This window comes from Nitrospirillum guaranorum, from assembly GCF_034653275.1.
Classification (GTDB): Bacteria; Pseudomonadota; Alphaproteobacteria; order Azospirillales; family Azospirillaceae; genus Nitrospirillum.
The window spans coordinates 1,867,031-1,893,404 of record NZ_JAYEES010000003.1; the positions used below are offsets into that span (position 1 = coordinate 1,867,031).

The window sequence follows — 26,374 nt, forward strand, 5'->3', positions numbered from 1 at the left end:
CGCCGATGTCCGTTTCCGCCCCTTCCCCCCTCTCGACGCGCCGGTATGACCTGGACTGGATCCGCGTCATCGCCTTCTTCCTGCTGATCCTCTATCACGTCGGCATGTTCTACGTGCCCTGGGACTGGCACGTGAAAAGCCCGCACACGGTGCCGGCGCTGGAACCCATCATGATGCTGACCAGCCCCTGGCGGCTGACCCTGCTGTTCCTGGTTTCGGGCGCCGCGACGCGATTCCTGGCGGACAAGATGGCCGTGGCCGACACGATGGCGGTGGGGGCGCTGACCCGCGCCCGGGTGGCCCGGTTGCTGCCACCCCTGTTGCTGGCCATTTTCGTCGTCGTTCCGCCGCAGAGCTTTTTCGAGATCGTCGAGAAGGTGCCGGACCAGGCCCTGCCCTATGCGGCCTTTTACCTGAAATACGTCACCGGCAGCGGCCACTGGTGTCGAGGGACGGACTGCCTGGCGACCCCGACCTACAACCACATGTGGTTCGTGGCCTATCTGCTGGCCTACACCCTGGTGCTGTGCGGCCTGCTGGCCGTCGCGGGACCTCTGCTGAAGCGGCTGGAGCGCGGCGTGGAACGGGCCTTGGGCGGCTGGCGCCTGCTGGTGCTGCCCCTGCTGTTCCTGGGCCTGATCCGCTACGCCCTGTTGGACCGTTTCCCCATGACGCACTGGATCGTCAACGACTGGTACGACCACGCCCTGTCGTTCAGCGCCTTCCTGTTCGGCTTCCTGATGGCGAAGTCGGAAACGCTGCGCCAAGGCTTCCTGCGCCTGCGCTGGCCGGCCCTGCTGATGGCCCTGCCCACATATGCCGCCTTCGCCGCCTACGCCTGGGCCTACCGCGCCGACGACGCCGTGCCGCCCGAGGCCTTGCGCGCCATCATGCGCTTCGTCTATGCGGCGGACCAATGGGCCGCCATCGCCGCCGTGCTGGGTTTTGGTGCCCGCCATTTGACCCGGGACAGCGCCGCCTTGCGCTATCTCGTGCCGGCCGTGTTCCCCTTCTACCTGGTGCACCAGACGGCGACCGTCGTCCTGGGGCATTACCTGGCCAAGGCGGGGCTGCCTCAAGGGCTGGAGGCGCCATTGCTGATCCTGGGCACCTTCGCCACCTGCCTCGCGGTTTATGAGGCGGTCCGCCGGGTGAACCCGCTGCGGCCCTGGTTCGGGCTGAAGCCCAGGTCAGCGGCGCGCTTGGAGGCGCAAGCGCAACCGGCATGATGGCGCCGGGCGTCACGCCCGCCCCGCCCGGGCGTCAGTTCGTCAGGTTGGCGCGTGGTAGGCTGATGCCCAGGGCCAAGCCGCCCTCCTGCCAGTCGAAGTCCAGACGCCCGCCCAACTGTCCCGCCAGCAACAGCTGGCACACGGTCAGGCCGAAGCCCTTGCGCATCGGCGGGCGGACGTCGTGCAGGCCCCATTCGCGCCAGCTGACCGACAGGGCGCTGTCGTCGCTCTGCCACGACAGGTCGACATGGCCGTCCGGATGGTTCAAGGCGCCATAGCGGGCGGCGTTGCCCGCCAGCTCGTACAACGCCAGGCCCATCGCCTGCGAGGCCTGGGGGCCCAGCACCGTCTGCGGCCCGTTGCGGGTGACGCGGGCGCCGCTGGGGTCGAAGGGATCGAAGGAGATGTGGGCCAGGCTGTCCAGGTCGGTACCCACCCACTGACGGCTGGCCACTTGGCTGTGGATGGCGGCGAGCGCCGAGATGCGCCCCTCGACCAGGGCGACGAAGTCGTCCACCGTGTCCGCCCGCGTCAGGCGCAGGATGGATTGCACCACCGCCAGGGCGTTCTTGGCGCGATGGTCGACTTCCTGCATCAGGAAGGAAATCTGGCGTTCGGAGCGGCGATGATGCGAGATGTCGCGGGCGATCTTGGAGGCGCCGATCAGCGTGCCGTCATTATCGCGCAAGGGCGAGACGGTCAGCGAGATTTCCAGCGTGTGGCCATCCTTGTGCCGGCGCAGCGTCTCGAAATGGCTGACACGCTCCCCCTGTTTCAGGCGGGCGAGGATGCTGGGCATCTCCCCCTCGCGTCCCGGGGGGGCCAGAACCGCGATGTTGCGGCCGATCATTTCATCGGCGGTGTAGCCGAACAGACGCTCCGCCGCCGCGTTCCAACTGGTGACCGTGCCATCCAGCGTCTTGCTGATGATGGCGTCGTCCGACGAGTCGACAATCGCGGCCAGAATGGCGTGCGGGGACAAGGCTTCCATCGGTCGGCAGTGCCTCCAACCAACCCAAAAACAAGGTTAACGCCGACCAACGCCGGCTGGGCCGGATTTCGGGCGCCCGTCGCCGGGAACACTCTGAAGCAAGGTGTGAAACCCACTAGAAAAGTAAGGTCCCGTCGACACCGCCAGTCTGGCCCAATGCATGGCCGCACTTCAAACGGACCTTAGACCTATACCCACGGCGGGCGCGGTGCCGCGGCCGATAATCGCTTGGGCATACATCTATTCTAGAATAACTCTGATTTGTAGCGACGGCTGGCTGGGATGGTGGCGCCGTTGCTCAACGTCAGGTCCATGTCGCCGGAGGGCCGGTTATCGATACGGACGATGGCGCCCCTGTTCACCAGGTGGGAGCGATGCACCCGCGCGAAGTCCGGCGGCGGCAATTCAGCCTGGAAATCCGCCAGCGTGCGGCGCACCAAATGGACGGCCTCGGCGGTCACCACCTCGATGTAATTGCCGGCGGAGCGCACCAGCAGGATATCCGCCGGCGCCAGATAGACCCGCCGCGATCCCACTTTCAGTTCTATGCGGGCCAGGTCCAGGCGTGCGGGTTCCGCCGCCGCCGTTTCCGGTGGGCCCTGCCCCTCCGTGGCGCGCGCCGCCGCGTTCGCCGCCGCCTCCACCAGGGCCAGTGAACGCGACAGGCGGATCAGGTGCCGCACGCCCACCACCACCAATACGATCAGCAGATAGGTCAGCAGGTCCTTGCGGAATTCATACGGCAGGTCGTCGCGCAGGTCGTCGACGGCGTAGCTTTGCCCCAACGCGCCGTAGGCGGCCATGCGCAGCACGGTCATCGCCGCCAGGTGCAACGTGCTGAAGGCCAGGGCCGTGCCCAGGAACTGGGCGACGCAGCGCAGCGGCGCCTCCGACCACCCTGGCATGTGGTTGATGGACCAGCGCACCAGGGGCAGCACCAGCAGCAGGGCCACGCCGCTGGAATACTCCCTCAGGAAGGGCTCCCAGGCCGGGATGTCCTGGTTGGTCCGCTCGTATTCCGTCAGCAGCGCGAAGGCGTTGATGGTGGTGGGAACAAAGGCGAAACCCAGCCACACCAGGGCCCAGGCCTTCAGGTTCGGCGTACTCCAGAAGGCTGAGAAACGATCCGCCGCCTGTCTCATTTTTTCATCCGCTTGACCCTGTCAGCCCACCATCCATCCCCATCGGCCCCGGAAAACCCGCCGCTCGCGTCAGGGAAATGGCCGGCACTCCTCCTTAAGGTCAGCCTAGGGCAGTGGCGCTGGCAGCCGCCACATGTCTTACGACCAGGGGCCGAAAGAACATGATGCCTTCCCGTCCTGCGCCAGCCCTCACCCGCCGTCCCGACTTGGACTGGATCCGGGTGCTGGCGTTCTTCACCTTGATCGTGTTCCACGTGGGCATGTTCTACGGGCCGTGGGAATGGCATGTGAAAAGCCCGCACGAGGTGGCGGCCATGGCGCCGGTGCTGATGGCGACCAGCCCTTGGCGTCTCAGCCTGCTGTTCCTGGTATCGGGTGCCGCGACCCGTTTCATGGCCGACAAGATGACGGTGGCCGCCCTGACCAAGGCCCGGCTGGCCCGCCTGGTGCCGCCCCTGGTGTTCGCCGTGCTGGTCCTGGTGCCGCCGCAGACCTACTATCAGGTGATCGAGCAGGCGGTGACGCCGGTGGAGACCTACTACCCCGCCTTTTACCTGAAGTACCTCAGCGGCACGGGCCACTGGTGCCGGGTCAACGATTGCCTGACCACCCCCACCTATAACCATATGTGGTTCGTGTCCTACCTGCTGGCCTACAGCATGGGATTGTCGGTCCTGCTGGGGTTGGCGGGGGGGCGGCTGCGGGCGGCGGGGGCCCGGCTGGAGGGGCTGCTGGCGGGCTGGCGGCTGATGGCCCTGCCCTTCCTGGCTCTGTGCGCGTTGGATATGCTGCAGCTGCGCTTTCCCATCACCCACTGGATGCTGCACGACTGGTACAACCATGCCCTGTCGTTCACCGTCTTCCTCTTCGGCTTCCTGATCGCCAAGTCCCTGCCCCTGCGGGACGGATTCATCCGCTGGCGCTGGTGGGGACTGGCCCTGGCCGTGCCCGCCTATGCCGTGGTGGCCTATTACACCTGGGCCTACCCCTTCGGCGCGCCGCCGGCCCCGCTGGGCATCCGGGCCGTTATGCGCCTCGTCTACGCCGCCCAGCAGTGGGGCGCCATTGTTGCCGCGCTGGGCTTCGGCGCCCGTCACCTGAACCGTGACGGCGCCGTCCTGCGGTACCTGGTGCAGGCGGTCTTCCCCTTCTACCTGGTCCACCAGACCATCACCGTGGTGGCGGGGCATAACCTGGCGCCCCTGGGCCTGCCCCTGGGGTTGGAGGCAGCTCTCCTGGTCGTCATCACCTTCGCCGGCTGCTTCGCCACGTACGAGATTGTGCGGCGGGTGAATTTCTTGCGGCCCTGGTTCGGGCTCAAGCGCCTGTCGCCGACGGCGAAGACGGAGGCGGTGCAGCCGCAAAGCCAGACTCAGCCGGCTCAAGCGTGAGCATTGGATAACCTATCCTGAAGATAGGATTGCATTTTATGGAAACTGTGGAGAGCTGTCGCAAAGTTTAAACCCAAATTTAACACGGCTGTGATTATCCGGTGGCCGGGCCGGTTTGTAAGGTGGGTTCGCCCCGGCCGCCCGCCGGCCTTAGGGGCCCTCCGCCCCTGCCAGGATGGCCGCCCCCTATGCGCCAGACGCCCCTCCCCCGCCTTGCCCCCGCACGCCTTGCCCTCCCCGCCGCCCGTCTCACGGCCCTTCGGGCCGCCCTGCGCGCCCGCCTGTCTCCCGTGCTGAACAGCCGGGCGGGCGCCGCCGTGGGCCGGTTCCTGGCGCGCCTTGGGCGCGTGCTGGGCCGCCTGGTTCCGCGGCCCACGCGGCTGCGGTCCAAGTTCATGGCCGTGGGCGGCACGCTGCTGTTCCTGGTCCTGCTGCAAAGCGCCATCGGCATCGGCATCGCCCGGCAGTCCCGCGCCATCCTGGAAGGCACCACCGCCCAGACCGATGGCGCCATGGCCGACCTGGGCCTGGCCGCCACCCTGAAGAACATGCAGGTGCAGGTGCTGCTGACCCAGACGCTGATGGGTACCCTGTCCGTGGCGGAACCGGCGGAGCTGAACAACTCCCTGCGGGCCATCGCCACCACCTATGCCGCCGGCCTGGAAGAGGTGCGCCGCGTCGCCGCGCGGGAGCGCGCGGGTGGCACCGGCGAGAACAGCCCGCTGGGCGACGTGGCTACCAAGGTGCAGATGGCCAAGACCCAGTTCGACGCCTTGCAGGAAACCGCCATGGCGTTGAAGCCGCTGGCGGGCAAAAGCGCCGCCCCGGCGGACCAGCTGCTGAAGCTGTCGGCCCAGGTCGACGGCCTGAACGACCATCTGGACCGCATGGCGGAAGCCATGAAGCTGGTGGCCAAGGGCGACCAGGCCCAGGTGCGCGCGGGCAACCAGACGGCCCTGGGCGTCATCGACGACCTGAACCACGGCATCCAGGCCAGCACGGCGCTGGGCCTGGTGCTGTGCGGCCTGGCGGCCCTGTTCCTGATGCGGGGCGTGCTCTCGCCCCTGCTGGCCGTGGCCGGCGCCACCCGCGACCTGGCCGGCGGCCGGTTGGACGTGGCCTTGCCCACCGCCCGCAAGGATGAGATCGGCGAGATGGTGGACAGCCTGTCCGTCTTCCGCGACAACGCCCGCGCCGTGGAGCGCCTGAACGTGGAGCGGGACCAGGAGCGCGCGCGGGCCGAGGAAATGCGCCGCCGCGCCCTGGAGGACACGGCCCATAGCTTCGAAACCAAGGCCGGCCGCATCCTGGGCTCGGTCACCGAGGCCGCCCATGGCCTGGTGGAGACGGCGCGGGCCGTGTCGCGCACCGCCGCCGGCGCCTCCACCGCCGCCAGCGCCGCCGAGACGGCCGCCCAGTCGGCCAACGGCACCATCCAGGGGGCCGTGAGCGCGGCCGAGCAACTGCGCGCCACCACGGCCGACGTGATGGAAAGCGTCGCCGAGGCCGCCAAGCTGGCCCGCACCACCGCCGACAGCACCAAGGGCACCGGCGAACTGATCGAGCGGCTGACGGTGGCCTCGCGCCGCATCACCGATGTCGTGGCCCTGATCCAGACCATCGCCGGGCAGACCAACCTGCTGGCGCTGAACGCCACCATCGAGGCGGCGCGCGCCGGCGAGGCCGGCCGCGGCTTCGCCGTGGTGGCCAGCGAGGTCAAGGGCCTGGCCGGCCAGACGGCCCAGGCCACCCAGGACATCCAGCAGGAGATCGCCGCCATGCAGGCGGCCATCGCCCAGGCGGTGCAAGCCTTCCGCGAGATCGTGGCGGCGGTGATGCGCATCGACCAGGTGAACGACGGCATCGCCCGCACCATCACCGACCAGGCGCGCGCCACCCAGGCCATCGCGGCGACCATGACGGACGCGGCGCAGGGCGTCACCCGCGTCGGGGGCGATATCGGCACCGTGGCCCGCGCCGCGAATGACACCGGCCTCGCCACCAACCAGGTGTTCACCGCCAGCAGCGACCTGTCGGTGCAGGCCAAGGAGCTGCAGCGCGCCGTGTCCGACTTCCTGTCGGCCATCGTCGCGGCCTGACCCGCGACGGCTGCCGGCCGTACCACATCATCTTGCGAGTCGGAACGGGGCGCGGCCAAGGTCGCGCCCCGTTGACGTTTTCGAGCCACTCGGCGTTCGGCGCGTTCGGCGGAGCTATACCCTCCGCCCGCGTACATGAGGCGGTGTGCCGCATCTTTTTGGTGGGTGGGGAGCCTGGGGACCCGCAGCCGGCGGTGAAAGAACTACCTCTGCAGGACAGGGATGCCGGCCTCGCCTCTATCCCCTACTTTGTAGTCTACCAGGAATAAGGGAATTCCCTTATTTACCGTATGTAAACTTGTTTACGATGTCCTTATATGGACTGCTCCGGTTCGGCCCCTTCCTTTATTCGCGGCATCGCCTTCCCTGATGGCTGAGCGCGATACCAGAGGCGGGCGGCGGGCCCGGGCGGCGGAATTGGCGACGATCCCGTGCCGGGGGTGCCGTGTATCGGCCCTTGATGGCGGTGGTCAGAGAGGCCAAGTCCCCAAGATGGCCACAATTCCGGTGGATATCCTGGGGAGACTGCCTCGCCCCCTCACGAGAGATAGGATTTAGGAAATGACGACGACGGACAAGCCGAACACCGGCCGGGGCAAGACCCGCAAGCGCACCATGCTGGCGGCCGAGGAAGAGACCGGCACCAGCGTGGACAGTTATGTCGGCGGGCGTGTGCGCCTGCGCCGCACCTTGATCGGCATGAGCCAGGAGAAGCTGGGCGAGGCCATCGGCCTGACCTTCCAGCAGGTGCAGAAGTACGAGCGCGGCGCCAACCGCATCTCCGCCTCCATGCTGCACAAGATCGCCCAGGTGCTGGACGTTCCCATCAGCTTCTTCTTCGACGGGCTCGGCCCCCAGGGCCAAATCCCGGCGCCGGCCATCGAGGCGGCGGTGGAAGGTGGCCGTCCGCCCAGCGAGCGGCGTGAGACCCTGGAACTGGTACGGGCCTATTCCCGTATCACCGAAAGTTCGGTGCGCGACAGCATCATGGCCTTGGCCAAGTCGCTGGCCAACCATAACGGCTGATGACAAAGGCGGCCTTCGAAGGCCGTTGAGCCTATCCGTTTTGCGCTGCGGCATGGTTCGGAACCATCTCCGGCGCGGATCGATTGAAGAAGCCGGACGATGACACGACCGTCATCGTCCGGCTTTTTGTTTGGGTTCGACGCCCTGGTCCCATGTCTTCGTCCAGCTGGCGCGAAGGGTTGACCAAGGCCAGCGATCATTGCCCGCCCTGCAACGCGCGCGCAGCGGACATGCAGGCGGAAAACGGGAAGACTGTGGGGGCCTGCCGTTACACGTGAGCCTTGTAAAACTTTCTTTAACCGCTGGGGCAGATAGTGATGGTCATGGGGCACGACGATACCAAACAGGGGTCGCCACCAGCCGCTTCCATGCCATTACTCGTTTCGCCTCCGGTTTCATTAACGTTTTTACCCGCCTCCGCCCCTGCGGCGAGGGGGGTATTTCGACCGGATGGCACGACCTTGGCACGCGAAGGCTCGGGTCATGCACGCTGGTTAAATCAAGGCTGCACCAAACGAGGGCTTGGAACTGACTTTCTGGTTGCGGCACCGCAGCAAAAAGCTGGTATCGTTGCCTTGAGCCGGGATGGATGCCATGACAACTTTATCTCTCAAGAAGCCGCTGGGCTTTGAAACTAAACTGACTCTCGACGCCGCGCAGCGCGGTACCGTCGGTGACCGCGGCGCAACAAAACGCGTCGTCGTCCTGGAACGGGCCCCTACGCCGGTGCGCAGCCGCAGCGGCGGCCACGCCGATCGTGACACCGGTCGCTTCGACCGGGGCGACCGCCAGCCGGACCAGGAGTTCGGGGAGCGCCGCCAGCCCCGTGGCGAGGCGCCCTACCGTCCGGCGCACCATGATTACGAGCGTCCGGACAGCGATTTCCGCCCCAACTACCGGGCCCTGGAAAACCGATACCAGGACAACCGCGACAGCCGTCCCCACGGCGGTGAGCAGCGCGGCCGCCCCGGCGGACGCCCCGCCCATGGTGGCCGTGGCCGTGAGGACGACGCCAGCGACCGGCCGCACGTGCTGTGGCCGCCACGCGTGGTGGTGAACGATTTCGACGGCGCCACCATCTCCCTGCCCCGCGTCGCGGGCACGGCGCTGGAGCTGCCGGAAGAGCTGGCCAAGGTCCACGCCCAGCTGAGCCGCCGCTTCCCCGAGGCCTTCCCCGAGGATCCGGTGCCGCTGAGCCTGACGGTGGAAAAGGAATTGGCCCGCGCGCTGGGCGATGCCGAGCTGATCGCCACCGCCGAGTCCTTCCTGTTCGTCTACCGCGCCCATCCGGCCTATCTGGCCGCCGTGGTGCGCAACACCCGCCGCATCACCCTGGACGGCGGCCGGGCGGAACGCATCGAGCCCGAGGAGCGTGAGCAGGCCCTGTGGACCCTGCGCGCCCTGGACACCACGTTCCAGTAAGCGCCGTCCCTCAAGGCATCCCGGCCTCTTGAACCGGCCTCCCCGACCACCGGGGAGGCCGTTCTTGTTTGTTGCCCCGGCGTAGTCGGCTCACGCCGGTGGTGGGGGCGCGTCCTCGACGTCGGAGAGGAAGCGTTCGCGCAGCAACTCCCAATCCTGGCGGCCGAACTCAACCGCTGACTGGGCGACGGCCACGGCGCGGTCCAGGTCCGCCGCCACGCACGCCTCGTGCAGGGCCATGGCCAGATCCTGCAGGCGGATCAGGCCGCAGGTGCCGGCGGTGGCCATCAGGTCGTGCGACTCCGCGCGCAGGGCCTTCAGGTCGCGGTTGCGCGCCGCCTCCGCCAGCGTTTCCACCCGTTGCTTGCCCAGGGTGAGGAAGCCGCTGACGATGCGGATGAAGTCCGGCCGCGCCGCCATGGCGGCCAATTCCCCCAGCCTGTCCTCCGCCAGGATGCCGAACAAGGGCGGCACGGTGGCCACCGGTTCCGGCGGCGTCTCCGGTTCGGCGGCCTGGCCGCAGGCCCAGTGCACCACCTTGCCGATGAAATGGCCCCGGTCGAAGGGCTTGGCGACATAGTCGTCCATGCCGGCGGCCAGGTATTCCTCGCGCATGCCGGCCATGGCGTTGGCGGTGATGGCGATGATGGGCATGCGGGCGCCCATGGCCCGCATGCGCCGCGTGGCCTCGATGCCGTCCATGCGCGGCATCTGGATGTCCATCAGCACCAGGTCGAAGCGGCGGCAGCGCACCGCCTCCAGCGCGTCGACCCCGTCCTGCACCAGCACCGCCTCGAACCCCTCCTTGGCCAGCATCAGGCTGGCCACCTCCTGGTTCACGGGATTGTCCTCCACCAGCAGGACGCAGCGGCCCACGCCCCGGCCTTCCGTCGGCGTGGGCGGCGCGCCGCTGCCGCCCCAGACCGCGGGGGACGGCCGGCTGGTCGGCAAAGGGGCGGTGAACCCTTCTTGGAAGGGCTGCTCCGCCGGCTCCAGCGGGACCGTGAACCAGAAGGTGCTACCGGCCCCCGGCTGGCTGGACACGCCGATGGTGCCGGCCATCAGTTCCACCAGCTGGCGGCAGATGGCCAGGCCCAGGCCCGTGCCGCCGAATCGCCGGGTGATCGAGGTGTCGGCCTGGCTGAAGCTTTCGAACAGGCGGGCCGCCTGCTCGGCATTGACGCCGATGCCGGTGTCCCTCACCTCCCCGCGCAGGCTGAGGCCGGCGCGGCCGTTGGCCCGCGCCTGCGGCGTCAACACCAGGCTAACGGTGACCTCGCCACGCAGAGTGAACTTGATGGCGTTGCCCACCAGGTTGACCAGGATCTGGCGCAGGCGGGTGGGGTCACCCCGCACCAGCACCAGCCGGCCGCCGGCGTCCAGGCCGCCGCCCTGGTCATCACCCCCGAGAAGTTCCGTGCGGAAGGCCAGGCCCTTTTCCCGCGCCCGGGGCGCCAGAATGGTGGCGACGCCATCCAGCAGGCCACCCAACGAGAAATCGACGATATCCAGGTCGACCTTGCCCGCCTCGAGCTTGGAGATGTCCAGGATATCGTCGATGACGCCCAGCAGGGCCTCGGCGCTTTCGCGGATGGCCTGGGTGAAACCCCGCTGCTCCTCGTTCAGCGGCGTGTCCAGCAGCAGTTGCACCATGCCCATGACGCCGTTCATGGGGGTGCGGATCTCATGGCTCATATTGGCCAGGAATTCCGACTTGCTCTGGCTGGCGGCCTGGGCCTGGACGCGCGCGCGGTCCAGGTCGCGGGCCAGCACCGCCAGGTCATGGGCCTGACGCTCCAGCCGCTCCTGCTTCTCCGTCAGCATGGCGTTGGTGGCCTTCAGGTCCCGCGTACGGCGGGCCACGTCGCCCTCCAGCCCTTCCAGCAGGCTGACATTGTCGAAGCCCGCCGGGATCTTGGTGGCGAACAGCTCCAGCAGCCGCTGGTCCATATTGGAGGGTGGATCCTGCGCCTTGATCAGCACCACCGTGCGCCCCACCTCCCGGCTGGAAATGTGCAGCACGCTGAGGTCGTCCACGAACAGGGACCGTTTGGTGCTGAGCGCCCGCTCGATCAGGTCGGCACCGGGTATCGGTGCGCCGGCGGCCTGGTCGTTCAGATAGGCGTAGACGCCGCTGGCGGCCAGCACGCCCAGGGGCTGCCCCTCCAGCGCGTGCACGCAGACCACGCCCAGCGGGCCGCAACTGAGAAAACTGCCCACCTGGGTCAGGACACCGGTGGCGAAGTCACGCATGGACCGGATTTGGAACAGGGTGGCGGCGCTGTCGATGATGCGCTCCAACCCGCGCTTGTTCTCCTCCAGCGCCACGATGTGGCCGTAGGACCGCAGGGCGGTGATGATCGTGGTGGTGAGGCGCGCGGCGCTGAGATCCGCCTTGGGGCGGTAATCGTCGATGTCGTAGTCGACGATGACCTGCTCCTCCGGCGCCATGCCCGGCTGCCCGGTGCGCAGGATGATGCGCGTCGCCTCGTTGCCCAGGTCGCGGCGGATGCGGCGGGCCAGCACCAGGCCGGCATCGTCGGTTTCCATCACCACATCCAGGAGTACGACGGCGATGTCCGGCACCTCCGCCAACATCCGGAACCCCTCCGCCCCGGAATGGGCGGAGAGGATCTCCACCTTCCGGTCGCGGAAGCGCAGGCGGTTCAGAACCATGCGGGTCAGGGCGTGGACCTCGGCGTCGTCGTCGATGACAAGGACTTTCCAGGGGGGCAAGACATCCGGCCGCCGTGGGGTGGCTCCGCCGTCATCCTCGTCCCGCCACATGGCCTCCTCGTCCATTCCCTGCATCGGCCCTCTTCCCCTTGGGGAAACGTGCCTGTCTGCCGGCTGTTCCCCTGTCCGCCGCCCCTGTATCGCGAGGCGGCTTGCCACGTCAGACTAACGCAGATACCCCAATGGGGACATTGCTCTTAAGGTTTCATCGGCGCCCGGCGACAGTTTTTCCAAGTTGGCCCGTATATCCGCTTAGCCGGTTCTAGAACGGCGAAGACGAACCTGACGAGGCTTGTAGATCCATGTCCCGCTTCCGTACCCAACTCCTTTCGACCTTGGCGGTCGGTGTCTTTGCCGTCGGTGTGGCGGCAGGCGCTTTCGCCCAGGACACGTCCCATCCGGCACCGCCCCATCCGGGCCCGATGGCGATGGCGCATGAGCACCATCGCGGCGGCCCGTGGGAACATGTGGATGGCCGACTGGCCTTCTTGAAGGCCGAACTGAAAATCACTGCCGCCCAGGAAGGGCAGTGGAAGAAGTTCGAGGCCGTTGTTCGCGCCAATGCCGAGGAAATGAAGCAGAAGGCCGAGAAGTTCGAGGCCGAGCACAAGGCGCGCTGGGAGCAGATCGAGGCCGCCCGCAAGGCCGGCCAGCCGGTTGAGCGCCCCGCCCCGCCCTCGCTGACCGAACGCCTGGACCGCGCCGAGAAGATGGCGGCCGAGCACGCCAAGCACATCAGCGAGATGAAAGCCGTGCTGGCGCCGCTGTACGCCAGCTTCACGCCGGAACAGAAGGAAAAGGCCGACACCATGCTGGCGCGGGCCATCGGCCCGCATCATGGTCCGCGCGGCTTCGGCGGCCATCACGGCTTCGGCGGCGGCCGCTTCGGTGGCCCCGGTCCCGGTGACCAGGGCATGCACGGCGGCCCCGGCCGCCCCGGCCCGGACGGCGATGACGACGGCGACATGCCGCCCCCGCCGGACCTGCCGGACGATGCCGACTGATCCTGACCGGACGGTTGGGATTTTGTAAATGAAGGCGGCGGCGGATCGTTGGGATCCGCCGCCGTTTTTATTGCCGCCGTTTTTATTAGTGCGACCGCGCTTCCGTGAGGTTCAGGTCCGGTTAGGGACCAGCGACACCAGGCAGGCGATGGCGCCGGGCGCCGCCATCAGTAGGAACAGCCAATGGGCGGCCGCCTGGCTGCCGGCGATGCCGCCCGGATCGACCAGGCCGGCGCTGTTGGCGATCACGCCGGACAAGGCGGCGCCGAGGGCCCCGCCCAGGGACTGCATGGTGGCGATGGCGGCCGATGCCTTGTCCTGCTCCGCCTCCCCCGCCCGCTTCAGGACGCCCGCCACCAGGTGGGCCCAGCACAGGCCCACGCCGCCGCCCATGGCCAGCATGGCCAGGATCGCGGGCAGCAGGGTCATCGGGCCGTCCCAGGGATCGGATCCGCCCAGGATGGGCGCCAAGGCCAGCGTCGCGCCCGCTTCCAGCGCGCAGCCGGCGCTGATGGCCAGCACAGCCCGCCCGCCGCTGAGCGTTCCGGTGAAAAAGGCGGTCAGCGTCCAGCCCAGCGCCACCAGCGCCACCAGATAGCCGGAGGCCAGCGGCGCCACGCCGTGCAGGGTCTGCAGGAAATAGGGAATGTAGACGTCGCTGGAGACGGTGACGATCAGGCCGAACATGATGAGGTATAGCCGGGCGATGGGCTGGCCCAGCAGCACCGCCCCTTGCGGCAGCAGGCGGACGGGGGCCCGCCGCTCCACCACCAGCATGGCGGCGAACAGCGCCAGCGACCCCGCAAGCAGCCCGGCTTTCAGGTCCCCGCGCTCTTCCGTCCCCGCGGTGCTGACCAGCAGCACCGCCGCCAGCAGCAGGCCGATCTGGGCCAGGGGCGTGCGGGCGTCGGCACGCTCATCCGCCACCCGGGGCAGCAGGCGCGGGGCCGACGCCGCCATGAGCAAGGCCGGTGGCAGCAGGATGAAAAATGCCCAGCGCCAGGCGGATCCTTCGGCGAACAGGCCGCCGGCGGTGGGCCCCAGAAAGGTGGCCACCCCCCAGATGGCGGCATAGAGGGTCGAGGCCTTGCGCCACAGCGGCTCAGGATAGGCATGCCGGATGAAGGCGTAGGCGAGCCCCGACAGCATGCCGGCCCCCAGGCCCTGCACCGTGCGCCCCAGCAGCACCACGGGCATGGATGGCGCCAGGCCGCAAACCAGGCTGCCGGCGCTGAACACCAGGGCGCCCACGGTGTAGACGCCACGCAGGCCCAGCGACCGGGGCCGCAGGGCCACGAACAGCGACCCCAGCACGGCCGCCGCGACATACAGCGTGGTGACCCAGGCGAACAGCTCCAATCCACCAATGTCGCGCACGACGGAGGGCGCCACCGTGGCGGTGACATAGGTCTCCACCGCGAACAGGGTGACGCCGCCGCCCAGCATCAGGGTGGCCGGCAACAGCTTGGGGGAAAGCAGCTGGAAGACGGAGACGGCCGGGGGCTGGGCCAGGGGCTGGGGCGTCTCGGCGGGGTCGGGTCGGGGGTTCACGGACATGGGGTGGCTTTCCTCGCGGGCTTATCCTTGACCTGCCGGATGATTTTTTCCAAGTTATTAATTGGAAAATATGCCCGCTCCGGATTTAAGCAAGCTGAAACTTGGAATATGAGCCGCCAGTCACCCGCGCACCGCATCCTGCTGCTGTTGAAGACGGAGGGGCCACAGGCCACCGCCACCCTGGCCGCCGCGCTGGGCATCACCGGCTGAGGCGGCGCGCCAGCAGATGGCGCGCCTGGCCGAGGATGGCCTGGTGGTCAGCGTCGGTGAGGGGGCGGCCGGCCGCGGCCGACCGCGTCAGCTGTGGCATCTGACGGCGGCGGGCCACGCCCAGTTTCCTGACGGCCATGCCGCCCTGACGACCGCCCTGCTGTCCACCTTGGTGGCGCAGCTGGGCGCGGGCGCCCTGGATGCCGTCATCGCCGGGCGCGAGGCGGAGACCCTGGCCCGCTATCGCGCCGAGCTGGCGGACGCCCCGGACCTGGCCGCGCGCGTCCGCCGCCTGGCCGCCATCCGCACGGCGGAAGGCTATATGGCCGACAGCTGGATGCTGGATGACGGCAGCTGGCTGCTGGTGGAGAACCACTGCCCCATCTGCGCCGCAGCCACGGCCTGCGCCGGCTTCTGCCGGTCGGAACTGGAAACCTTCCGCACCGTGCTGGGGGCCAGGGTGGACCGAGCGGAACACATCCCACAGGGGGCGCGGCGCTGTGCCTATCGGATTGTCCCTTAACGTCTTCCGGCAAACCCGGAAAACGCCTGGGCATAGGCGTTCGGCGCTTGTTCCTGCCCGCTGCAGTCGTTGCGCGCCTTGCCGTCCCCGGGGCAGATTCCGGTGTCTCGGCCGATTTGCCAGAACGACAGGCCGGCCAGGTCGTGCTGGTCGGCGAAGCTGCGCAGCAGGGCGGCGTCGGCCAGGGTGAAGACCTCGTCGCCGGCGTCGTTCTGGCCGATCATGGGCGTGGCGGCGATCATGGCCCAGTACTGGGCGTCGGTTCGGCCGGGCAGCAGGCTTTCCAATTGCCGGCGGACATGGACCAGCCCTTCCAGGGACCGGGGGCCCATGCGGCCGGCGGACTTGCCGTCACGGTAGTCCATGGTCATGAGGTTGACGACGTCGAAGCGCACGCCGTCCGCCACCGCCGACCGCAGCACCGCCAGATCGATGGGACGCATGCCCAGGTCGGGGCGCACCGCCAGGGTGAAGGACAGGTGCAGGGCCTTGCCCTTGGCGTCCCAGCGGTCTTGAAGGCGGCGCAGACCCTGGGTGCGCGCCGCGACGATGGCGGGGCGCAAATTGTCGTGCACGTCGCCATCCTCGGCATCGATGTCGAGATGGTCGATACCCAGGCGAGCCAGCGCCGCGTCATACTGGTCGGCCATGGCATCGGCGGTCGCGCACCGCTCCGCCAGGTCGTCGGCGTTCCAGCCGCCGCTGGACAGGATCACCACGCCCCCGGCGGCGCGAAAGGCGGCCACCCGTTCCACCAACCGCGCCTCGGGAATGGGCCAGCCGCCCTGGCAGGCGCCCTGGGCGTTTAAGAAGGCCAGCGTCAGGCCTTTCTGGCCGGTGGTCTTCGCCCAGGCGGCCAAGTCGGGGTCGTTGGTGAGATCGACATAGGGCGCGACGCCCAGGCGTGCGTCGGCGGCGTGCGCCGTTCCCGCTGCGAACGCCAAGACGGGCAGCGCCAGCAGGATGGGCGGCATCCGCCCCGCACGCCGCAAGAAATGCCCCAGACCCATGCCTCATCCCTCCCCGGTGTCCCTGCCCGACGGCCAGGGCAGTCGGGCAACCGTAGTGGAGAGGGGGCTGCCCTATGGCCGGATATTCCGGCAATATCGTCATTTGAAGGAAATTGGGGGAAGGCTGGCCCGCCCTCCCCCTTCCCGGTGGTGCTTACTTCGCCCCGGACGCGCGGAAAGTGCCGCCGGCCTGCATGGCCAGCCACAGCACGCTGGCGTAGGCCGCCGTGGACTGGTCGATGGTGGGGCGGTCGATCCGATCCAGGGTGTCGTCGGCGGTGTGGTGGATGTCGAAGTAGGTGGTGGCGTCCAGCGACAGTTCCGCCACCGGCATGCCGGCCTCGGCCATGGGGCCCAGGTCGGAGCTTTCGCCCTCCCCATCGGCACCCTGGATGACGCGCAGGGGCTTCAGCGCCGCCGCCATGGTGGCGATGGCGCCCTCGGCATTCGCGTTGGACTTCAGCTTGAACTGCCAGACGGGGCCGATGCCCAGGTCGGCCTCGGTGCCCAGCACATAATGCGCGGCGTCGGCCGCGTGGGCTTTGCCGTAGGCGGCGGCGCCGTAGGTGCCCTCCTCCTCCGCCGCGAACAGCACGACGCGCAGGGTACGCTTGGGCTTCTCCGGCAGGCCCCTGATCAGCTTGGCGGAGGCCAGCGCGATGGCCACGCCGGCGCCGTCGTCGATGGCGCCCGTGCCCAGGTCCCAGCTGTCCAGGTGGGCGCCCATGACCACGATCTCGTCCGGCCTCTCCGTGCCCTTCAGGTCGCCCACCACGCTGTAGGTGGTGATGGGGTCCAGCGGGCCCACGTCCAGCACCAGCTTCATCCTGACGGGCCCGCGTTCGAGCAGGCGGTCCAGCTGGCCAGCGTCGATGGTGGAAATGGCGCCGGCCGGGATCTTGGCGACGCCGTCCTCATACCGCGTCATGCCGGTGTGGGGCGTGCGGTGGGCGTCGGTGCCGACGGAGCGGATGATGACCGCGGCCGCACCCTTCCGGGCCGCCGCCGCCGGGCCGGCGATGCGCATGGCCACGGCCTCGCCATAGCCGCTGCCATCCTGGGTGCGGGCCATGGGCAGGGCGATATAGGCGATCTTGCCGGTCAGCGAGCCGGCCGGCGCGGCCTTCAGGTCCGCCAGGCTGGCGAAGCGCACCACCTCGGCCTCGATGCCCTCCGGCCCGGTGCCGACGCTGGCGCCCAACGCCGCCACGGCCACCGGCTGCGGCAGGGGGGCGATGATGCTGGCGCGTTCCAGGCCGCGCCGCCAGCCGGGCATGGGCACGGCCTCGGTGTGCACGTCCTGCAGGCCCATGTCCTTCATGGCCTTGACCGCCCAGGCCACGGCCGCCGCGTCATTGGGCGTGCCGGGCAGGCGCGGTCCCACCTGGGTGGTCAGCGATTCCACCACCTCATAGGCGCCGCTGCCGGCCAGCGCGCGCTTCTGCAATTCCTTCACGCTGGTGAGCGCCGAGGCCGGAATGGTGGCCGGCCCCGCGTCGGCCCACGCCGCCGTGGCCAGCAAACCCGCCATCACGCCCACGGCGACGCCCGCGCCCAAGGCCTTGTTCTTTACGTCCAACACGCCCTTGTCTCCCGTCCATCGCGTCGTCCCGGGCGCGGCCCCCGCCACCCATCCGGTCCGTCATTGGACAAGGAAACTGCCACGACGGGGGCCCGCAAGGCCACCACGCAGTTGTCACGATGACATCCAGGCGAGGCCCCCCGGCGGGAGTCGGACGTGGTTCGGTCTACAGCGTGGCTTCCAGCACCGGCGGCGCCTCGCTGGGCTGGAAGTTGCCCAGCGCGATGTGGATGCGCGTGCCCTCGCCCGGCAGGCTGTCCAGGGTCAATTCCCCGCGCAGGGGGCCGGTCACCAGGTTGTGCACGATATGCAGGCCCAGGCCGGAACCGCCCGCCCCCTGCTTGGTGGTGAAGAAGGGCTCGAACGCCTGGGCCGCCAAGTCGGCGGTCATGCCCCGCCCGTTGTCGGACACGGTGACGGTGGCCTGGCCGCCCGGCGTGCCCGCCACCTGGATATGGATGGCCGGTTGATCCACCCCGTCGAAAGCATGGACCACGGCGTTCTGCACCAGGTTGGTCAGCACCTGGGCCAGCTGCCCCGGCCGGGTGGGCACGATCAGGCCGACGGGCCCCTCCACCGTGGCCGTCACCCCGTGGCCCTTCAGCAGCGGATCCAGGCTGACCAGCGTCTCGCGCAGGTATTCCGTGAGCGGAATGGCGCGCGCCCGCTCGCTGGTCTGATCCACCGACAATTGCTTGAAGCTCTGCACCAGGTCGGCGGCGCGGCGCAGGTTGCGGTTCAGGATCTCGCACTCATCCCGGGCCTGGGACAGGAACTCGTCCAGGTCGCCCCGGCGCAGGCGCTTCTCCGCCACGGCGTCGGCCAGCGCCTCCACCTCCCCCTGCAACTGTGAGCCCAGGGTGACGGACACGCCCAGCGGCGTGTTGATCTCATGCGCCACCACGGCCACCAGGTTGCCCAGCGAGGCCAGCTTCTCCTGTTGCACCAGGCGGGTCAGGGCGTTTTCCAGGTTGGCCAGGGTCTGTGCCGTTTCCTCCCGCGCCTGCTCCACCTCGCGGAAGGCGGCGGCGTTGGTGATGGCCACTGCGGCGAAGGCGGCCATGGAGCGCAAGGCCTCGACATGGCGGGGCAGCGCCGCTTCCGGCCGGCTGATGCGCACCTCCACCACGCCCAGGCGGCGGCCGCCGACCCGCAAGGGGGCGTAGAGGGCCGTGTCGGCCGGGCCGCTGCTGGTGGAGGCGCCCTCGCCCGCCCGCTGGTACAGCGGATCCTCCGGCGACAGGGGCCCCAGGTCCGTATCCGCCGTTCCGGCGGCATAAACCAGGGAAAGGCTGGAGGCCTCGGGTTCGGCGAACAGGGCCACGCGCAATGCCGCGGCCGGCATCAGTTCCGCCACATGGGCGTGCAGGGCGCGGCAGATGGCCTCGCGCTCCAGCGAGGCCGACAGGTCGCGGCCGGCGTCGCCCACGCGGCGCAGGGTGGCGGCGGAGGCCGCCAGGTCGGCCGTGCGCGCGTCCACCAGCTCCTCCAGCTCACGCTGGCGGCGGCGGTGCCAGGCCAGGCGGGCCCAGACCGCCAGCGCCACGGCGCCGATGACGCTCGCCCCCGCCAGGATGCGGAACCACCACGTCTGGTACCACGCGGGCAGTACCGTCACGGGCAGCGACAGGGTCTGCGGGTTCCACTGCCCGTCCTTGTTGCTGCCCCGCACCAGCAGGCGGTAATGGCCAGGCGCCAGGTTGGTGTAGACGGCGCGGCGGCGCTGCGCGTCCTTGTCCAGCCAGCCGCTGTCGAACCCTTCCAGCATGACGGCGTAGCGGTTGCGGTCGGGGGCGGAGAAGTCCAGCGCCGTGAACTCCACCTCGAAACCCCGGTCGCCGGGATGCAGGATCAGGGGCACGCCCTCGATGGCGGCGGGCGGGACGCTCTGCGTCCCCACCCGCACATCGGTCACCGCCAGGGGCGGGGCGAAGCGCCAGTCGGTGATGGCGTCAGGCGACACGATGGTCATGCCGCCGTCGCCGGCGAACAGCAGCTTTCCGTCCGGCGTCACGGCCGAGGCATTTTCCCAGTAGCGGCGGATCAGGGCGTTTTCCGCCGGGCCCAGCACGCGCACCGCCAGGCTGTCCACGTCGATGCTCACCAGCTCATCCGCCGTGGTGGCCCAGACATGGCCGTGACCGTCATAGGTCAGGTTGTTGACGCGCAGGCTGGGCAGGCCGTTTTCCCGGTCCAAGGTGCGGAAACGCGGTTTGCCGCCGTCGTCGCGCCCCTCCAGGATGGCGATGCCGCCCTGGGCCGTGCCCACCCACAGCCGGCCCCGCCCATCCTCCGCCAGGCTGTTGATATAATCATGCGGCAGGGAACCGGGGTCGTTCTTGTCATGGGCCAGGCGCTCCACCGCGCCGGTGGCCGGATCCAGCCGGTTCAGCCCGTGTTCCGTGCCGGCCCACACCGCCCCGGTATGGTCGACCGTCAGGGCGATAATACGGTCGTCCACCAGGGTGGCGGGATTGGCCGGGTCGCGCCGGTACAGCGTCTTGGCGCCATCGGCATCGACGCGCACCAGGCCGGAGAAGGTGCCCACCCAGGTGGCCCCATCCGCCGTCACCACGCGGGAAATGTAGGGATAGGGGTTGGGGGTGGGCAGCGCCTCCCGATCCACCATCCCCGTCGCCTCGGCGACGCGATAGAGGCCGCGGGGCGTGCCCGCCCAGATGTATCCTGGCGCGGCGGCGTCTGCGGCCGCGTGCCGGGCCATGGCCAGCACGTCGAGTTGCGGCAGGCTGTGGTCCGGATCGGCTTGCGTGCCGCCGGCCAGGATGCGGCGCACCTGGCGGGTCGCGGGATCGAACACCAGCACGGCGCCGTCGCCGCCCAGCCACAGCGTGCCCTGCGGGGCCACCGCCACGCTCTTGATGGTGGGCAGGTCGCCCAGCGGCGGGCGTCCGTTGCCGGTGAACAGCGTCACCAGGGCGGCGTTGGTGGGGTTGTGCACGTCCAGGCCGGAGTCGCCACCCGTCCAGACCAGGCCGGACCGGTCCTTGAGGATGGCGCGCAGGGCGTTGCTGGACAGGGTGGCGGGGATGTCAGGCTCATGCCGGATGGCGTGGTAGACCCCCTTGGCGACATCCACCTCAGCGATGCCGTTGCCCAGCGTCGCCACCCACAGCACGCCGGGCCGCACCTCCACCGCCCCACGCATGGTGACGGCCGCCAGCGGCGGCTCCCCCTCGCCTTGCGGGCGGATGATGGTCAGGGATTGGTCGCGCGGATCGTAGACGCCCAGGCCGCTGCGGTCGCCGCCCAGCCAGAGGCGGCCATCCGCCCCCTCCTCGATCTGCCAGACGCTGTCGGCCAGCAGGGCGGCGGCGGCGGGGGATGGCGTCGCCACCGGCGGCGGGGCGAAACGGTCACCGCGCGCGGAGCGCATCACCAGCCCCTTGGCCGTCCCGGCCCACAGGGCGCCGCCGCGGTCCTGGTGCACGGTGAAGACGGTGCTGTGGGGCAGCGCGTCGTCGCCGGGCGTCCGATCGCCGGGGGCCCTGTCCTTCACGTCCTTGTCGGCGTGGCGGAAACGTTCCATCACCCGCCCATCGCCGTTCAGGTGATCCATGCCGCCGCGGGTGGCGACCCAGACGCCGCCGTCGCCGTCGTCGCTGATGTCGTAGATGGTGGCGGCGCTGACGCCGGCGGGGCCAGGGGCGATGGTGCGGAAGCGTTCCGTCACCGGGTCATAAAGGGCCAACCCGCCCACGTGGGTGCCGATCCACAGCCGGCCGGCGGGATCGACATGCAGCGCGCGGATGACGCCGTCCGGCAGCGAGCCCGGCACGTCCGGATCCGGCTGGAACACCCGCATGTGATAACCGTCGAAGCGGGCCAGGCCGTTGGTGGTGCCGATCCAGATGAAGCCGCGCTGATCCTGCGCCAGGGAGAAGATGGTGTCGCTGGGCAAACCCCGGCTGCGGTCGATATGCTCGAACGCCGTCTGCCCCAGCGCCTGCCATGGTCCAGGCTGCGCCCGCGCCGCGCCCAACGGGACGCAGGTGGCCCCCAGGAAGGCCAGCCATACCACAATGAAAAGGGACACTACGCGCATCAGCACAACCACCAGGGTGACGGCAATCGCCGGAGTCACCGATACGGGTGGCCCGAACAATCCTGGATTTTATAGGATTGATGGCGCCGCGCCACAAAATCAACGATACCGGTTCCAATGCATCCTGCGGCAAAGGGACTGTGCGAGGGTGGGGAACGGGCCTATTGTGGCGGCAACACGGGCTTGCGCCCCAGGGCGCGCCTACTGCGATGAGCCGAGGGGCCGACCGTAATGAGTATCCAAAATACCGGCGCCGGAGACGCCGCCCCTGGCCCCCGCGTCCTGGTGGCGGAGGACAACCGGGTGAATCGGGAGTTGATCCTGGCCGTGCTGCGCCGCCTGGGGTACCAGGCGACCGGCGCCGCCGACGGGGCGGAAGCCGTCGCCCTGTTCGATGCGGCCGAAACACCCTTCGACCTGGTGCTGCTGGACCTCAACATGCCCGGCGTCGGCGGGGCCGAGGCCGCGCGGGAACTGCACGGCCGCCCCGTCCTCGCCGGTCGCGGTCGGCCCGTGCCGCTGGTGCTGATGACGGCCGAGACCGACGTCATCGACCATCTGACCACCGGCCTGTTCTCGGGCTACGTCGCCAAGCCCCTGGCGTGGAACGACCTGGACGCCCTGATCAAGCGGCTGGTGGGTTTAGCGTAGCGTGCCCCCCAAGCGCCGGGCCCGGGCATCCGACGGCCCGGCTTTCCCGGGGCCTTTATCCCTGGGGCCAGGCGGCGTTGACGGCGCGGCGCCATTCGCGGGCCATCAGGCCATGGCCGGCGTAGGTGGGGTGGACGCCGTCCCAGGACCAATGGTCGGCCGGGGCCTTGCCGCAGGCGGCGTCGAACGCCTCCTGGTAACGGACCAGGGGCAGGTGGTACTGGGCGGCCAGCCGCTCCACCACCGCTTGGCGCTGCCTCACCTGCGCCAGCTTGGCGGGATACTCGGCCTTGTAGGTGCCCACGGGCAGCAGGAAGGGCTGGCCCAGGATGATCTTGATGCCGGGTAGCTTGGCCCGCGTCTCCTGGATCAGGCGCTCGTAGGTCTGGGCGTAGGCTTCCAGGGTCTCGCCCTTGCTGAAGAAGGTGTCATTCACACCCACCAGGATGCTCAGCAGATCGGGCTTCAGCGCGATGACGTCGGCCTGCCACCGGGCGGCCAGGTCCGTCACCGTGTTGCCGCTGATGCCGCGGTTGAGGAAGGTGAGGTCGCGCTCCGGATAGTCCGCCCCCACCTGCGCCGCGATGATGTAGTCGTAATCCTGGCCCATGGTGTGGTTCAGGTCGTCGCCCGGCTGGCGCCCGCCCTCGGTGATGGAATCGCCCTGGAAGACGATGACGCCGTTGGGGCGCAGCGCCGGCAGATCCTCGGCCGCCGCCTTGCCGCCGGCCAGCAACGCAGCCGGAAGCAGGGCCGCCAGAAGCAACGCGTGTCCATCCATCAACCACCGCATGATTGAACGCCCCTTCCCCATCAGCCCCACATGTCCCGCCCCCAAAACGGAGAGGCCCCAAAACGGAACGGGCCCCCAGGAATGCCCTGGAGGCCCGGTCGTTTCAAGCGTGGCGGCGCCGGATCAGGTCACCAGCTCCGGCACCTTCTCCTCTGGCTTTTCCTGCTGGGAGGGGCGGTTGCCGCCGGCGGCGTAGTCGAAGGACAGGGCGTCGTCCTTCACGGTGACGCGGACGGCGCCACCCTTCACCAGCTTGCCGAACAGCAGTTCCTCCGCCAGGGGCTTCTTGATGTACTCCTGGATGGTGCGACCCAGGGGGCGCGCGCCGTACAGCGGGTCGTAGCCCTTCTTCGACAGCCACTCCCGGGCCTCGTCCGTCAGCTCGATGGTGACGCCGCGATCGCTCAGCTGCGCCTCCAGCTCCATGACGAACTTGTCCACCACCCGGCCGATGATCTCCGGCGACAGGCCGGAGAACGGGATGATGGCGTCCAGGCGGTTGCGGAATTCCGGGGTGAACAGGCGGTTGATCGCCTCCTCATCCTCGCCCAGCCGCTGTTCCCGGCCGAAGCCGAAGGCGGGTTTGGCCAGGTCGGAGGCACCGGCGTTGGTGGTCATGATCAAGATGACGTTGCGGAAGTCGACCGTCTTGCCGTTGTGGTCGGTCAGCTTGCCGTGGTCCATCACCTGCAGCAGGATGTTGTAGAGATCCGGGTGCGCCTTCTCGATCTCGTCCAGCAGCAGCACGCAGTGCGGATGCTGGTCGATGGCGTCGGTCAGCAGGCCGCCCTGGTCAAAGCCGACATAGCCCGGGGGCGCGCCGATCAGGCGGCTGACCGTATGCCGCTCCATATATTCCGACATGTCGAAGCGGGTGAGCTCGATGCCCAGGGTGCGCGACAGCTGGCGCGCCACCTCGGTTTTGCCTACGCCGGTGGGGCCGGAGAACAGGTAGTTGCCGATGGGCTTTTCCGGTTCGCGCAGGCCGGCGCGCGCCAGCTTGATGGCGCTGACCAGGGTGTCGATGGCCTTATCCTGGCCGAACACCATGGTCTTCAGGTCACGCTCCAGGTTCAGCAGCACCTCGCGGTCGTCGCGGCTGACGCTCTTCGGCGGGATGCGGGCGATCTTGGCGACCACCGCCTCCACGTCCTTGACCTGGATGGTCTTCTTGCGCTTGCCCGGCGGCAGCAGCATCTGGGCGGCACCCACTTCGTCGATGATGTCGATGGCCTTGTCCGGCAGCTTGCGGTCGCCAATGTACTTGGCCGACAGTTCCACCGCCGAGCGGATGGCCTCGCGGGTGTAGCGGACGTTGTGGTGCTTCTCGTAATAGCTCTTGATCCCTTCCAGGATCTTCACGGCGTCATCCAGCGAGGGCTCGTTGACGTCGATCTTCTGGAAGCGGCGAACCAGGGCGCGGTCCTTCTCGAAGTAGCTGCGGTATTCCTTGTAGGTGGTGGAGCCGATGCAGCGCAGGGCGCCGCTGGCCAGGGCCGGCTTCAGCAGGTTGCTGGCGTCCATGGCGCCGCCCGAGGTGGCGCCGGCGCCGATCACCGTGTGGATCTCATCGATGAACAGGACGGACCCCTCTACCGCCTCCAGCTCCGACAGCACGGACTTCAGCCGCTCCTCGAAGTCGCCGCGATAGCGGGTGCCGGCCAGCAACGCGCCCATGTCCAGCGCGAAGATGGTGGCGTTCTGCAGCACCTCCGGCACCTCGCCGTGGACGATGCGGCGGGCCAGGCCCTCGGCGATGGCCGTCTTGCCCACGCCGGGATCGCCCACGTACAGCGGGTTGTTCTTGGAGCGGCGGCAGAGGATCTGGATGGTGCGGTCGACCTCCTGCGCGCGGCCGATCAGGGGATCGATCTTGCCGCTGAGCGCCTTCTTGTTGAGGTTGACGCAATAGGCCTCCAGCGCCTCGGTGCCCTTCTTGGGCGCCTTCTCGCCGGCGGGCGTCTCCTCCTCCGCCCCGCTGACGCGCTTCGTCTCCGACCGGCCAGGGGACTTGGCGATGCCGTGGGAGATGTAGTTGACTGCGTCGAAGCGGGTCATCTCCTGCTCCTGCAGGAAATACACGGCGTGGCTTTCCCGTTCCGAGAACAGGGCGACCAGCACGTTGGCGCCCGTCACCTCCTCCCGCCCGGAACTCTGGACGTGGATGGCGGCGCGCTGCAGCACCCGCTGGAAGCCGGCGGTGGGCTTGGCGTCCTCCGACCGGCTGGAGATCAGGTTGCTCAGCTCGTTGTCCAGGTATTCGCCCAGCTCGACGCGCAGCTTTTCCACGGTCACGCCGCAGGCGCGCAGGACGGCCAGGGCGTCCTGGTCTTCCGTGAGGGCCAGCAGAAGGTGTTCCAGGGTCGCGTACTCGTGCCGACGCTCATTGGCGTAAGCTAGGGCCCGGTGCAGCGTCTGCTCGAGATTACGCGAGAGCATGCCTACTAATCCTTCTCCAAGGTGCATTGCAGGGGATGCTGGTTCTGGCGCGCGAAATCCATCACCTGGGTCACTTTCGTTTCCGCCACCTCATAGGTGAACACGCCGCACACGCCGACGCCGCGGCGATGGACATGCAGCATGATCCGCGTCGCTTCCTCCCGGTTCTTCGAGAAGAAGCGCTCCAGGATGTGAACGACGAACTCCATGGGAGTGTAGTCGTCGTTCAGCATCAGGACCTTGTACATGGAGGGCTTCTTGGTCTTGGGCTTGGCCTTGACCACGACACCGGTGTTGGTGCCGTCGCCGCCAGTGCCGCCCTCATTTCCCTGACTATCGAACTCCGTCATGGCCTTCCAGGTACGTGTCTCTCGGGGTGGTCATCCCAGGAATAATATGAGATCGCGGCGGGCCGTTGGAAGACCCCTGGTAACCTTATTCATGCCTGGGGTGCGATTGCCGCACGGAAATCACCCGGGCGCAAGAAAACCCTGCGCCGTGCA

At 68.8% G+C, this 26,374-nt stretch carries 18 protein-coding genes; 8 read left to right on the forward strand and 10 right to left on the reverse strand.

Features of this window, described 5'->3' with window-relative positions; all coding sequences use genetic code 11:
• Positions 1–5 precede the first annotated feature (5 nt).
• Entirely contained in the window at positions 6–1,229 is a 1,224-nt protein-coding gene (locus tag UAJ10_RS17510) for an acyltransferase family protein (RefSeq protein ID WP_322916495.1), read from the forward strand.
• A gap of 34 nt (positions 1,230–1,263) precedes the next feature.
• Here UAJ10_RS17510 and UAJ10_RS17515 read toward each other — a convergent pair whose 3' ends face one another.
• Complete coding sequence (locus tag UAJ10_RS17515) at positions 1,264–2,223, reverse strand: PAS domain S-box protein (protein ID WP_322916496.1); 960 nt, start codon at positions 2,221–2,223, stop codon at positions 1,264–1,266.
• Between the two features lie 245 nt (positions 2,224–2,468).
• On the reverse strand, positions 2,469–3,365 hold the full coding sequence (locus tag UAJ10_RS17520) for a LytR/AlgR family response regulator transcription factor (protein ID WP_322916497.1): 897 nt from the start codon (positions 3,363–3,365) through the stop codon (positions 2,469–2,471).
• Positions 3,366–3,526: 161 nt separating this feature from the next.
• Here UAJ10_RS17520 and UAJ10_RS17525 point away from each other — a divergent pair, with 161 nt between their 5' ends.
• The 4 genes from UAJ10_RS17525 to UAJ10_RS17540 all read left to right on the forward strand — a co-directional run bounded on the left by UAJ10_RS17525 (position 3,527) and on the right by UAJ10_RS17540 (position 9,303).
• On the forward strand, positions 3,527–4,756 hold the full coding sequence (locus UAJ10_RS17525; protein ID WP_322916498.1) for an acyltransferase family protein: 1,230 nt from the start codon (positions 3,527–3,529) through the stop codon (positions 4,754–4,756).
• 188 nt (positions 4,757–4,944) lie between these two features.
• A complete protein-coding gene (locus UAJ10_RS17530; RefSeq protein ID WP_322916499.1) occupies positions 4,945–6,855 on the forward strand; it encodes a methyl-accepting chemotaxis protein in 1,911 nt (636 codons plus the stop codon).
• Between the two features lie 615 nt (positions 6,856–7,470).
• On the forward strand, positions 7,471–7,881 hold the full coding sequence (locus tag UAJ10_RS17535) for a helix-turn-helix domain-containing protein (protein ID WP_044560789.1): 411 nt from the start codon (positions 7,471–7,473) through the stop codon (positions 7,879–7,881).
• 594 nt (positions 7,882–8,475) lie between these two features.
• Positions 8,476–9,303 carry a ProQ/FINO family protein gene (locus tag UAJ10_RS17540; protein ID WP_322916500.1) on the forward strand — a complete coding sequence of 276 codons (828 nt, stop codon included), beginning with the start codon at positions 8,476–8,478 and terminating at the stop codon, positions 9,301–9,303.
• 90 nt (positions 9,304–9,393) lie between these two features.
• Here UAJ10_RS17540 and UAJ10_RS17545 read toward each other — a convergent pair whose 3' ends face one another.
• Positions 9,394–12,114 carry a DUF3369 domain-containing protein gene (locus UAJ10_RS17545; protein WP_322916501.1) on the reverse strand — a complete coding sequence of 907 codons (2,721 nt, stop codon included), beginning with the start codon at positions 12,112–12,114 and terminating at the stop codon, positions 9,394–9,396.
• 227 nt (positions 12,115–12,341) lie between these two features.
• Between UAJ10_RS17545 and UAJ10_RS17550 the strand changes: the two genes are divergently transcribed.
• Positions 12,342–13,043 carry a Spy/CpxP family protein refolding chaperone gene (locus tag UAJ10_RS17550; RefSeq protein WP_322916502.1) on the forward strand — a complete coding sequence of 234 codons (702 nt, stop codon included), beginning with the start codon at positions 12,342–12,344 and terminating at the stop codon, positions 13,041–13,043.
• 111 nt (positions 13,044–13,154) lie between these two features.
• Here UAJ10_RS17550 and UAJ10_RS17555 read toward each other — a convergent pair whose 3' ends face one another.
• Positions 13,155–14,600 (reverse strand): MFS transporter, encoded by a 1,446-nt coding sequence (locus UAJ10_RS17555; protein ID WP_322916503.1) that lies wholly within the window; start codon positions 14,598–14,600, stop codon positions 13,155–13,157.
• Positions 14,601–14,826: 226 nt separating this feature from the next.
• Here UAJ10_RS17555 and UAJ10_RS17560 point away from each other — a divergent pair, with 226 nt between their 5' ends.
• Positions 14,827–15,333 carry a helix-turn-helix transcriptional regulator gene (locus UAJ10_RS17560; protein ID WP_322916504.1) on the forward strand — a complete coding sequence of 169 codons (507 nt, stop codon included), beginning with the start codon at positions 14,827–14,829 and terminating at the stop codon, positions 15,331–15,333.
• On the opposite strand, the gene UAJ10_RS17565 is transcribed toward UAJ10_RS17560, so the two are convergent.
• The 3 genes from UAJ10_RS17565 to UAJ10_RS17575 all read right to left on the reverse strand — a co-directional run bounded on the left by UAJ10_RS17565 (position 15,330) and on the right by UAJ10_RS17575 (position 21,979).
• Positions 15,330–16,343, reverse strand: a complete 1,014-nt coding sequence (locus UAJ10_RS17565; RefSeq protein WP_322916505.1) for a glycoside hydrolase family 18 protein — start codon at positions 16,341–16,343, stop codon at positions 15,330–15,332. The genes UAJ10_RS17560 and UAJ10_RS17565 overlap by 4 nt on opposite strands.
• A 154-nt stretch (positions 16,344–16,497) precedes the next feature.
• Complete coding sequence (locus UAJ10_RS17570) at positions 16,498–17,925, reverse strand: M20/M25/M40 family metallo-hydrolase (protein ID WP_322916506.1); 1,428 nt, start codon at positions 17,923–17,925, stop codon at positions 16,498–16,500.
• A 166-nt stretch (positions 17,926–18,091) separates the two neighbouring features.
• Entirely contained in the window at positions 18,092–21,979 is a 3,888-nt protein-coding gene (locus UAJ10_RS17575; protein ID WP_322916507.1) for a two-component regulator propeller domain-containing protein, read from the reverse strand.
• Positions 21,980–22,219: 240 nt separating this feature from the next.
• On the opposite strand from UAJ10_RS17575, the gene UAJ10_RS17580 reads away from it, so the two are divergent.
• Positions 22,220–22,639, forward strand: coding sequence for a response regulator (locus UAJ10_RS17580; RefSeq protein ID WP_322916508.1), 420 nt, complete (start codon positions 22,220–22,222; stop codon positions 22,637–22,639).
• 55 nt (positions 22,640–22,694) lie between these two features.
• Here the strand turns inward: UAJ10_RS17580 and UAJ10_RS17585 are convergent, their stop codons facing one another.
• The 3 genes from UAJ10_RS17585 to clpS all read right to left on the reverse strand — a co-directional run bounded on the left by UAJ10_RS17585 (position 22,695) and on the right by clpS (position 26,221).
• Positions 22,695–23,432 carry an SGNH/GDSL hydrolase family protein gene (locus tag UAJ10_RS17585; RefSeq protein ID WP_322916510.1) on the reverse strand — a complete coding sequence of 246 codons (738 nt, stop codon included), beginning with the start codon at positions 23,430–23,432 and terminating at the stop codon, positions 22,695–22,697.
• 123 nt (positions 23,433–23,555) lie between these two features.
• Entirely contained in the window at positions 23,556–25,871 is a 2,316-nt protein-coding gene (gene clpA, locus UAJ10_RS17590) for an ATP-dependent Clp protease ATP-binding subunit ClpA (protein ID WP_322916511.1), read from the reverse strand.
• Positions 25,872–25,876: 5 nt separating this feature from the next.
• Positions 25,877–26,221 carry an ATP-dependent Clp protease adapter ClpS gene (gene clpS, locus UAJ10_RS17595; RefSeq protein WP_040843733.1) on the reverse strand — a complete coding sequence of 115 codons (345 nt, stop codon included), beginning with the start codon at positions 26,219–26,221 and terminating at the stop codon, positions 25,877–25,879.
• Positions 26,222–26,374 lie beyond the last annotated feature (153 nt).

Excerpts from the sequence above, each read along its gene's own strand:
- UAJ10_RS17510 (WP_322916495.1), top strand. The coding sequence starts at position 6 with ATGTCCGTTTCCGCCCCTTCCCCCCTCTCGACGCGCCGGTATGACCTG.
- UAJ10_RS17515 (WP_322916496.1), bottom strand. The coding sequence starts at position 2,223 with ATGGAAGCCTTGTCCCCGCACGCCATTCTGGCCGCGATTGTCGACTCG.
- UAJ10_RS17520 (WP_322916497.1), bottom strand. The coding sequence starts at position 3,365 with ATGAGACAGGCGGCGGATCGTTTCTCAGCCTTCTGGAGTACGCCGAAC.
- UAJ10_RS17525 (WP_322916498.1), top strand. The coding sequence starts at position 3,527 with ATGATGCCTTCCCGTCCTGCGCCAGCCCTCACCCGCCGTCCCGACTTG.
- UAJ10_RS17530 (WP_322916499.1), top strand. The coding sequence starts at position 4,945 with ATGCGCCAGACGCCCCTCCCCCGCCTTGCCCCCGCACGCCTTGCCCTC.
- UAJ10_RS17535 (WP_044560789.1), top strand. The coding sequence starts at position 7,471 with ATGCTGGCGGCCGAGGAAGAGACCGGCACCAGCGTGGACAGTTATGTC.
- UAJ10_RS17540 (WP_322916500.1), top strand. The coding sequence starts at position 8,476 with ATGACAACTTTATCTCTCAAGAAGCCGCTGGGCTTTGAAACTAAACTG.
- UAJ10_RS17545 (WP_322916501.1), bottom strand. The coding sequence starts at position 12,114 with ATGCAGGGAATGGACGAGGAGGCCATGTGGCGGGACGAGGATGACGGC.
- UAJ10_RS17550 (WP_322916502.1), top strand. The coding sequence starts at position 12,342 with ATGTCCCGCTTCCGTACCCAACTCCTTTCGACCTTGGCGGTCGGTGTC.
- UAJ10_RS17555 (WP_322916503.1), bottom strand. The coding sequence starts at position 14,600 with ATGTCCGTGAACCCCCGACCCGACCCCGCCGAGACGCCCCAGCCCCTG.
- UAJ10_RS17560 (WP_322916504.1), top strand. The coding sequence starts at position 14,827 with ATGGCGCGCCTGGCCGAGGATGGCCTGGTGGTCAGCGTCGGTGAGGGG.
- UAJ10_RS17565 (WP_322916505.1), bottom strand. The coding sequence starts at position 16,343 with ATGGGTCTGGGGCATTTCTTGCGGCGTGCGGGGCGGATGCCGCCCATC.
- UAJ10_RS17580 (WP_322916508.1), top strand. The coding sequence starts at position 22,220 with ATGAGTATCCAAAATACCGGCGCCGGAGACGCCGCCCCTGGCCCCCGC.
- UAJ10_RS17585 (WP_322916510.1), bottom strand. The coding sequence starts at position 23,432 with ATGCGGTGGTTGATGGATGGACACGCGTTGCTTCTGGCGGCCCTGCTT.
- clpA (WP_322916511.1), bottom strand. The coding sequence starts at position 25,871 with ATGCTCTCGCGTAATCTCGAGCAGACGCTGCACCGGGCCCTAGCTTAC.
- clpS (WP_040843733.1), bottom strand. The coding sequence starts at position 26,221 with ATGACGGAGTTCGATAGTCAGGGAAATGAGGGCGGCACTGGCGGCGAC.